This is a genomic window from Streptomyces sp. ICN903, assembly GCF_022015835.1.
Classification (GTDB): domain Bacteria; phylum Actinomycetota; class Actinomycetes; order Streptomycetales; family Streptomycetaceae; genus Streptomyces; species Streptomyces fenghuangensis.
This window is the reverse complement of the sequence record NZ_JAKMAY010000274.1, coordinates 1-7,707: the sequence shown is the minus strand read 5'-3', so window position 1 is coordinate 7,707 and position 7,707 is coordinate 1. Positions and strand designations below refer to the sequence as shown.

Genomic DNA, 7,707 nt, shown 5'->3' with positions numbered 1-7,707 from the left:
GGCCGCGGCCGAGGCGCGGGGGCCCGCGGCGGGAGCCGCGTGGTGTCAGGTGCGGACCGGCTGGGCGCGGGGCTTGTCGTAGGCGCCGTGCGGGGCGGTACGGGCCCCGGCCCTTCCGGTGTCCCCGGTGTCGCGTGCGTCCGTGTTCTCGGCCGCCGCGCCGCTGCCGCGGTCCAGTTCGCACCAGATGCGCTTGCCCGTGCCCTCCTGGAGCCAGCCCCAGCGGTCGGCGAGCCCGACCACCAGTTCCAGACCGCGTCCGCCGGTGGCGTCGCCCTCGGTCCGCCGCCGCCGCGGAGGGCTGCTGCTGGTGTCGGCGACCTCGATCCGCACGGTCCCTCCCCCTGCCGCGAGGCGCCCGGAGAGGAGCATGCGCAGCACCGCGGGGCGCCCGGTGTGGACGACGGCGTTGGTCACCAGTTCCGAGACCAGCAGCACCAGTGTCTCCACCAGGGACTCGTCCGGCTCCAGGCCGAAGCCGGCCAGTCTCGACCTGGCCCACCTGCGGGCTCTGCCCACCTCCTTGGGATCGCTTCCGACCTCCAGCTGCACCTGAAGCATCTGCACCCTTCACACCGTCCATGGCCCGGGTCCGCACGGCCCCACACCGACGCGAGGCCACTGTCCGTTCCCCCGGTGTCGCACAGAGTGCTGTAACCGGCGCCGCGGCAACAAGCGCTTCGGGCATATTCCGGCGCAAAGGAGTAGTGACACCGCATACTGTGCGACACCCCGGCCGGGGAGTCGAACATCCGAGCCCGGCGGGCGGAACGCGCTCCGGCGCGCGACCGTCCGCCGTGGTGCGCCACCGGATGAGCCGGTGTGCGCCGGGTGTGCCCGTACTCGCCAACTCCCCTTCCGCAGCGCGCCTTTCGTGATCGACTTGGGTCCTGGAAGCGACAGCGGCACTCATCGCCGTCCTCGGCACTCTGCCGGGTTCGGGTATCACCTACGCGTTCCAGCACCGGACGACCGCGTACGGCGAGGATCCGGCGCGCCGGGAGCGGCTGCGGCAGGGGGGATCGACGCGTACCGCCTGTACGCCGGGGCCCGCACAGCCACCGGCGGACGCTGGTGCACCGGTGGTTCGCGGAGCACGAGAGGCCCGGCGGGGAGGACATGCCCGCCCTGCCGCGGGAGGTCTCCGCGGGAGGTCCACCGGCTGCGCCCGGAAGGCCCGCGAGTCGCTGTTCCGCGTACGACTCCCGACTCGCTCACCGGAGTCGGAGGAGGTCGCGCGGGCCGCCCCTGGAGGCGGTGACCGCTCCGCACGGCAAGGAGCCGGACCGCCGGGGCCCGGACGCCCTCCGGACCTCATCGGAACAGGCCGTCGGGGGCTTCGTCACGGCGGCGGCGCCCTACGTCGGCGAGCCCCCGGAGGCGGGCGCCGTGCCGGCGCGGCGGGGAGGGGTCAGGCGCTGAGCGGGCTGGCGGCGTCGTCCGCCGCCGCGTCGATGTCCGGGTAGCAGTCGAAGAGCCGGCGCACCCCGAGCGCGGCGAGGACCCGGTTGACGTGGGAGCCGTCCACCGCGCCCTGGGCGGGGAGGATCAGCCGGAGGCGGCCGGCGCACGAGCGCATCAGCCGGCGCGAGGCTATGAGGACGCCGACGCCGCTGGAGTCGCAGAACAGCACCTGCGACAGGTCCAGCACGAGGCTGCGGCGGCCGTCGGCCACGGCGTCGTGCACATGCTGGCGGACCACGGGAGAGGTGACGAGATCCAGCTCACCCGACACCCGCAGCACGGCCCACTCCCCCCGGTCCTCCCCGATCACCTTCAACGACACGTGCTCGTAGTCCCTTCATCCGCCGACACCGACCGGAACGCTCTCTTCCCGCCACTCCTCCTCGCCGATCACCCCTGCCGGACGTCGTCACGACACCTGTGGATCCCGACCCTATGCCGAACCAGGTCTCCACCTCTCCCAACTTCCGGTCACACCCGCGTAACACCCCACCGGAACCGGACAGGATCGAACCGTCCCGATCAGCACGAAGGCGCACAAAGTGACCGGATGACGACCATGCGCAACCGTGTGGAGGAGCACACTGCCGCAAAGGGAGGTGTCCTGTCAGCTTCTGCCATTACATTCGAGATGAGCAGCAGGCTGGGGGTGGAGGATGCCGAACGAGACGCCCGACTGGGCGACCGGCACGACACGTCCGCACCAGGACCACGCGATACGGCGGCGGCTGGTGCGGGGCGAGCAGTCCGCGCTGGCCGAGCTGTACGACGGGCACGCGTCCGTGGTGCGCGGCCTCGCCCACCGCTTCCTGGACGACGAGGACGCCGCGGACCGCGTCGTGGCGGAGGTCTTCGCCGAGATCTGGGCCGATCCCGGGGCGTACGAGCCGGAGAGCGGCTCGCTGCGCTCGTGGTTGACCGAGCTCACCCGGAGGCGGGCGCTGCGGCACCTGGAGGAGAGCTCCCTCGACCCTCGGGCGCGGGCCCGGCTGGAGGAGCGGATCCGCGCCGCGTCCGCCGCCGCCCGCGCCGACCACATGGTCACCGCCATGCCCGGCTCGCTGCGGACGGTCCTGGAGCTGGCGTACGTGGGGCGCCGGGACTACCGCGAGGCCGCCGCGGAACTGGGCGTCAGCGAGGACGAGACGCGGCGGCGGCTGAGACTGGGGCTGCAACTGCTCTCCGCGGCCGCCGGGAACGGGGCGGAGAAGGCATCGTGAGTCCCGCCGGGGACCGGGAGGCCGGGGTGGAGGCCGGGGTGGAGGCCGGACGGGAGACCGAAGGGGCGACCGGGCCGGAGGCCGCGGGGGCTGGCGGCGCGTTCGACGAGGAGCACCTCGCCCTGAAGTCCCTGCTGGGTGCGTGGGCCCTGGCGGTCTGCTCCGCCGAGGAGACCGCGGCCGTCGAGGCGCACCTGCCCCGGTGCCCGCCCTGCGCCGGAGAGGCACGGCGGCTGCGGGACGCCGTGGGGCTGATGCACCGCGAGGAGAGCCTGGACCCGGATCCGCTGCTGCGCTCGCGGGTGCTGGACGAGTGCCTGCGCCGGCGCCCGGCCCGCACGCCGCTGCCGAAGTGGGTGGCCCCGTACGACGCGGAGACCGCGCGGCTCGACGCACTGCTGCGCGACATGGGCGAGGCGGAGTGGAACACCCCGGTCCGGCTGCACTGGGCGACCGGCGAGCGAACCCTGACACTGTGCGGGGTGCTCGCCCATCTCGGTTCGGTGGACGGCCTGGTGGCCACCGCCCTCGGGCTGGAGGACCCCCTCGGCCCCGGCGCCCCGCGCACCGTGGGCGACCGCACGGAGACGGCGGTCGAGCGGTGCCGCGCGCACGGGCCGCCGTTCGTGCGGAACAAGTGGCGCACCCAGACCCGGAACATCGTGCGCACCGCGGCCCTGCGTGCCCACGACGCCGCCCTGCCGGTGGACTTCACCGAGTTCCGGCGCCCGCTGCGCGACGCGCTGGCCGGACGGGCCTTCGCGTGCTGGATCCACGCGGAGGACATCGCCACGGCGGTCGACTACCCGTACGGGCCGCCCGCGCCCGAACACCTGGCCCTCATGGTCGACTTCATCGCCCGGCGGCTCCCGGAGGCCGTGGCGGCGCGGCGCCGCGCCGGACTGGCCGCCCCGCCGCGCCGGCTGACGGCGGCGGGCGCGCCGGGCCGCACCCTCCATCTGGAGATCGGAGGCCGGGGCGGCGGCGACTGGTACGTCCCCCTGGACTCCCCCGCCGCCCTCGCCTCCCCGGAGCACACGGTGGCCCGTCTCGCTCTGGAGGACACGGAGTTCTGCCGGCTGGCCGCGGGCCACGTACAGCCGCGGGAGGCGGCCGCGGGCCGGGAGGGCGACGACGAGGCCGTCGGTGAGGTTCTGTGGGCCGTGGCCACGCTCTCGCGGATGTGACCGTGCCCGACCGTGCCCGGATCGCGCCCGACCGTGCCCGGTTGTGGGCGCCGGGGCGCGCCGGGGCCCGTCAGTCGAAGACGACCGTGCGGTGGCCGTTGAGCAGTACGCGGTGCTCGCTGTGCCACTTCACCGCGCGGGCCAGCGCCTGGCATTCCACGTCCCGGCCGACCGCCACGAGCTGCTCGGGGGTGAGCTCGTGCCCGACGCGCTCCACCTCCTGCTCGATGATCGGGCCCTCGTCCAGCTCGGCGGTGACGTAGTGCGCCGTGGCCCCGATCAGCTTCACACCGCGCGCGTGGGCCTGGTGGTAGGGCTTGGCGCCCTTGAAGCTCGGCAGGAAGGAGTGGTGGATGTTGATGATCCGGCCCGACAGCTCCTTGCACAGATCGTCCGAGATCACCTGCATGTAGCGGGCCAGTACCACCAGCTCCACGCCCTCCTCGCGGACGATCTCCAGCAGCCGCGCCTCCGCCTGCGGCTTGGTCTCCCTGGTGACCGGGATGTGGTGGAAGGGGATGTTGTAGGAGGAGACCAGTTCCTCGAAGTCGGTGTGGTTGGAGACCACGGCCACGATCTCGATCGGCAGCGCGCCGATGCGCGTGCGGAACAGCAGGTCGTTCAGGCAGTGCCCGAACCTGCTGACCATGAGGACGACCCGCATCCGCTCGTCGGCGCGGTGGATCTGCCAGTCCATCTGGAAGGAGTCGCCCACCGCGGCGAAGCTCGCCCGCAGTTTCTCCACGGTCACCGGGGCCTCCGCGCTGAAGTGCACCCGCATGAAGAACAGCCCGGTGTCGTGGTCCCCGAACTGCCGGCTGTCCTCGATGTTGCAGCCGGTCATGAACAGGTAGCTGGAGACGGCGTGCACGATGCCCTGTTTGTCCGGGCACGACAACGTCAGGACGTACTGCTCGGGCTTCTCGGGCGCTGCGGTGGACTGCGGCTGGCTCATGTGCACAAGCGTGGCACATCCCGGCCGGACGCCGTGGCCGGTCCCGCAGTGCGAGAACGCGGCCGGGGCCGGGGCCGGTCCCCCGGGTCAGGCGGTCCGCAGCATGGCCGCCAGCACGTCCAGCGAGTGGGGCGGCCGGTCCGGGTCCTCGCCGTCGTTGGCACAGAGCAGGACATGGGCGTCGCGCGCCGCGTGGACGGCCTCCGGCCAGCCCGGGTGCTCCAGATAGGCCGCCACCGGGGCGTCCGCCCCGACCTGGTGCATGATCCGCAGCACGCGCAGCACCGCGACGTCGACGAGCGCGGCCTCCTGGGCGTCGCGGAAGATCGTGCCGATGTACTTGTCCGCGGACCAGTTGTCCAGCCAGGTGTCCTCGACCAGGCGGTAGACGGCGTCCGTGACGTCGCCGTACCCGGGCAGGCCCGTCAGCCAGCACTCCCGCTGGAAGACGGGGTCGGAGAGCATGTGCAGCGCCGAACGCACGTTGCTGCGCCAGCGCCACCAGGGCATGTCTTTGGGCGGCATGCCGTCCATGGTGCTCGAACGACCGCCGCGGCGGGAAGACCTCTCCTGCCCCTGCCGGCCCTGCCGGTCCTGTCGCCCCTGCTCGCCTTCGCCCTGTTGTGCCTGCACGGTGGTCGATCGTACGTTCCGCGCCGGACGGATCCGCGCACCCCCCGCCTGTTCACCCCGCCGTTGCTCCGCGTTGGCTGTTCATCACTCGTCCGTTACAGCCGCGGCGGAATCGTTCGGGGTCATGACCGCATGGCGTAGCAAACGTTCCGCTAGGACCATGGCCGCTCTCGCCGCCACAACGGGGGTCTGCGCTTCACTGCTCACCGGCTGCGGCATGCTGCCCGGTGACGCGAGGGCCGACGAGGGCACCGTGACCGTGATGACTTGGGCCCCGGAGGGGACCAGGGCAACCAATATGCCCGGCATGCCGGCTATGGCACAGGCATATGCACGCTGGGTGAACGCCACCGGGGGGATCAACGGGCGCACCCTCCGTGTTCTCACCTGCAACGACCACAACAACTCGGTGGGCGCCGCCCGGTGCGCCGACCGCGCCCGCACCGAGGAGGCCGTCGCGGTCGTCGGCTCGTACAGCCAGCACGGCCGTACGTTCATGACGGCCCTGGAGTCGGCCGGCATCCCCTACCTCGGCGGCTACGGCGTGACGGACGAGGAGTTCACCAGCCCGCTGTCGTACCCGGTCAACGGGGGCCAGGCCACCCTGCTCGCCGGGAGCGGCCACCAGCTCGCCGACCACTGCGAACGGGTCTCGCTCGTGCGCCCCGACACCGTCTCGGGCGACCAGCTCCCCAGGCTGCTCAACGCCGGTCTGGCCACCGCCGGCGACCGGGGCCCGGCGGCCGACATCCGCGCCCCGGAGGACGCCTCCGCCTACACCGAGCACGCCAGGCGCGCCCTGGCCGGGGTGGGCCTGACGGAGGACGGGGCCGGGGACGGGGTCCGGACGGCCGGCGGCACGGAGGGCGGACAGGGCGGCGGGCAGGACGGCGAAGCGGAAGGGGCCTGCGTCACCGCCGTGCTCGGCGGCCGCACCGACACCTTCTTCGACTCCTTCCGGCGGCTGCGCGAGGGCGGTCCCGGTGTGCGGATCGCCTCGGTGCTCGGCAGCGTGCAGCAGTCGCTCGTGGACCGGACGGGCGGCCCGGACAGCCAGTGGGAGGGCGCGTACGCCACCGGCTGGTACCCGGTCTCCTCCGATCCCCGCTGGGCGCGGATGAAGAGCGTCATCCGCGAGCACGCCTTCGGCGACAACCGGATCGACGCGGCCGATCCCGGCGTCCAGACCACCTGGATCGCCTACACCGTGCTGCGGGCGGCACTGGAGCACACCGAGGGGCCCGTCACCGCCAGGACCGTCCGGCGCGCCCTGGAGACCATGCCCCCGGTGGACACCGGGGATCTGACACCCCGGCTGAGCTGGCGCTACGAGGACATGCTGGCCGTGCGCGACCACCCGCGGCTGGTCAACGCGAAGGTGACCTTCCAGCAGGTCAGGAAGGGCACGATGACCCCGGCCCGCGAGGGCTTCGTCGATGTGCGCGACACCCTGGAGACCGTGCCGGACGGCAGCTGAGGCGCACACCCGGCACGGCGGCGGCCGGGGGACGGTCCCGGCCGGGGCGGCGGCCGGGGGACGGCCCCGCGGAACGACACCGCCGTCAGAGCTGGCTGAACTGCCTCTCGGGCAGGCCGTACCGACGGGCGGTCGGATTCCACAGTCCGGCCGCCTTCTTCTTGGCCGCCGTGGCGTCGCCGCTGGCCTTGTTGCCCTGGGCGGTCCGGTCGGTGACCCGGGCCTCCCCCTTCCTGCAGCCCTTCTTGCCCGCGACCTGGTCGGCCCACGCGGCGTAGTGGTTGTCCGCCGCGGCCGACGCCTTCCACGCCTCGGTGAGCGCGTCGGCCAGCTCCTGGTGCCTGGGCAGCGCACCGATCTCGATCTCGCCCAGCCTGGTGACCAGGTCGTTGCGCTGCCGGGCGGCGTCGCGCAGATCGGTGGCGGCCTCGCCCAGCTTCTCGCACTTCTTGATGTTCTCGACCGACCGGATGACCGCGTTGCGGCTGTCGTTGCTGTCCGCCAGCAGCTTGTCCAGCTCCTCGGCCTGGGCCTGGGCCGGATCGGCCGAGGGGGACGGCGACTGCTCGGGCTCGGGCTCGGCGGGGGCCGAGGAACGCGCCTGCGGCTGCTCCGCCGGCTTGTCCCCGCCGCTGAGCGCCGCGCCCGCGGCGAGCCCGGCGGTGATGAGCCCCGCGACGACGAGCCCGGCGACGGCGGCACGCGGCAGACCACGCCGCCCGCCGCCCCCGCCGCCGTATCCGCCGCGGCCGTCGTCGTGACCGCCGCGGC

Annotated in this window: 7 protein-coding genes and 1 pseudogene; 3 read left to right on the top strand and 5 right to left on the bottom strand. The window is 73.5% G+C overall.

What is annotated here, in order from left to right; translation table 11 throughout:
* Positions 1-45: 45 nt before the first annotated feature.
* Together L7D48_RS22945 and L7D48_RS22940 are read right to left on the bottom strand one after the other, a co-directional pair.
* Positions 46-567, bottom strand: a complete 522-nt coding sequence (locus L7D48_RS22945; protein WP_237882010.1) for an ATP-binding protein — start codon at positions 565-567, stop codon at positions 46-48.
* A gap of 844 nt (positions 568-1,411) precedes the next feature.
* Complete coding sequence (locus tag L7D48_RS22940) at positions 1,412-1,786, bottom strand: STAS domain-containing protein (RefSeq protein WP_237882008.1); 375 nt, start codon at positions 1,784-1,786, stop codon at positions 1,412-1,414.
* 334 nt (positions 1,787-2,120) lie between these two features.
* Here L7D48_RS22940 and L7D48_RS22935 point away from each other — a divergent pair, with 334 nt between their 5' ends.
* Complete coding sequence (locus L7D48_RS22935) at positions 2,121-2,684, top strand: RNA polymerase sigma factor (protein ID WP_237882006.1); 564 nt, start codon at positions 2,121-2,123, stop codon at positions 2,682-2,684.
* On the top strand, positions 2,681-3,871 hold the full coding sequence (locus L7D48_RS22930) for a zf-HC2 domain-containing protein (protein WP_237882004.1): 1,191 nt from the start codon (positions 2,681-2,683) through the stop codon (positions 3,869-3,871). The genes L7D48_RS22935 and L7D48_RS22930 overlap by 4 nt, the downstream gene beginning before the upstream one ends.
* 70 nt (positions 3,872-3,941) lie before the next feature.
* Here L7D48_RS22930 and purU read toward each other — a convergent pair whose 3' ends face one another.
* Both purU and L7D48_RS22920 read right to left on the bottom strand, forming a co-directional pair.
* Positions 3,942-4,826 carry a formyltetrahydrofolate deformylase gene (gene purU / locus L7D48_RS22925; protein WP_237882002.1) on the bottom strand — a complete coding sequence of 295 codons (885 nt, stop codon included), beginning with the start codon at positions 4,824-4,826 and terminating at the stop codon, positions 3,942-3,944.
* 87 nt (positions 4,827-4,913) lie between these two features.
* Positions 4,914-5,360, bottom strand: a complete 447-nt coding sequence (locus L7D48_RS22920) for a hypothetical protein (protein ID WP_237882011.1) — start codon at positions 5,358-5,360, stop codon at positions 4,914-4,916.
* Between the two features lie 223 nt (positions 5,361-5,583).
* Between L7D48_RS22920 and L7D48_RS22915 the strand changes: the two genes are divergently transcribed.
* A complete protein-coding gene (locus L7D48_RS22915; protein WP_237882000.1) occupies positions 5,584-6,936 on the top strand; it encodes an ABC transporter substrate-binding protein in 1,353 nt (450 codons plus the stop codon).
* Between the two features lie 85 nt (positions 6,937-7,021).
* Here the strand turns inward: L7D48_RS22915 and L7D48_RS22910 are convergent.
* Positions 7,022-7,707 (bottom strand): annotated as a pseudogene (locus tag L7D48_RS22910) (hypothetical protein); the annotation flags it as partial.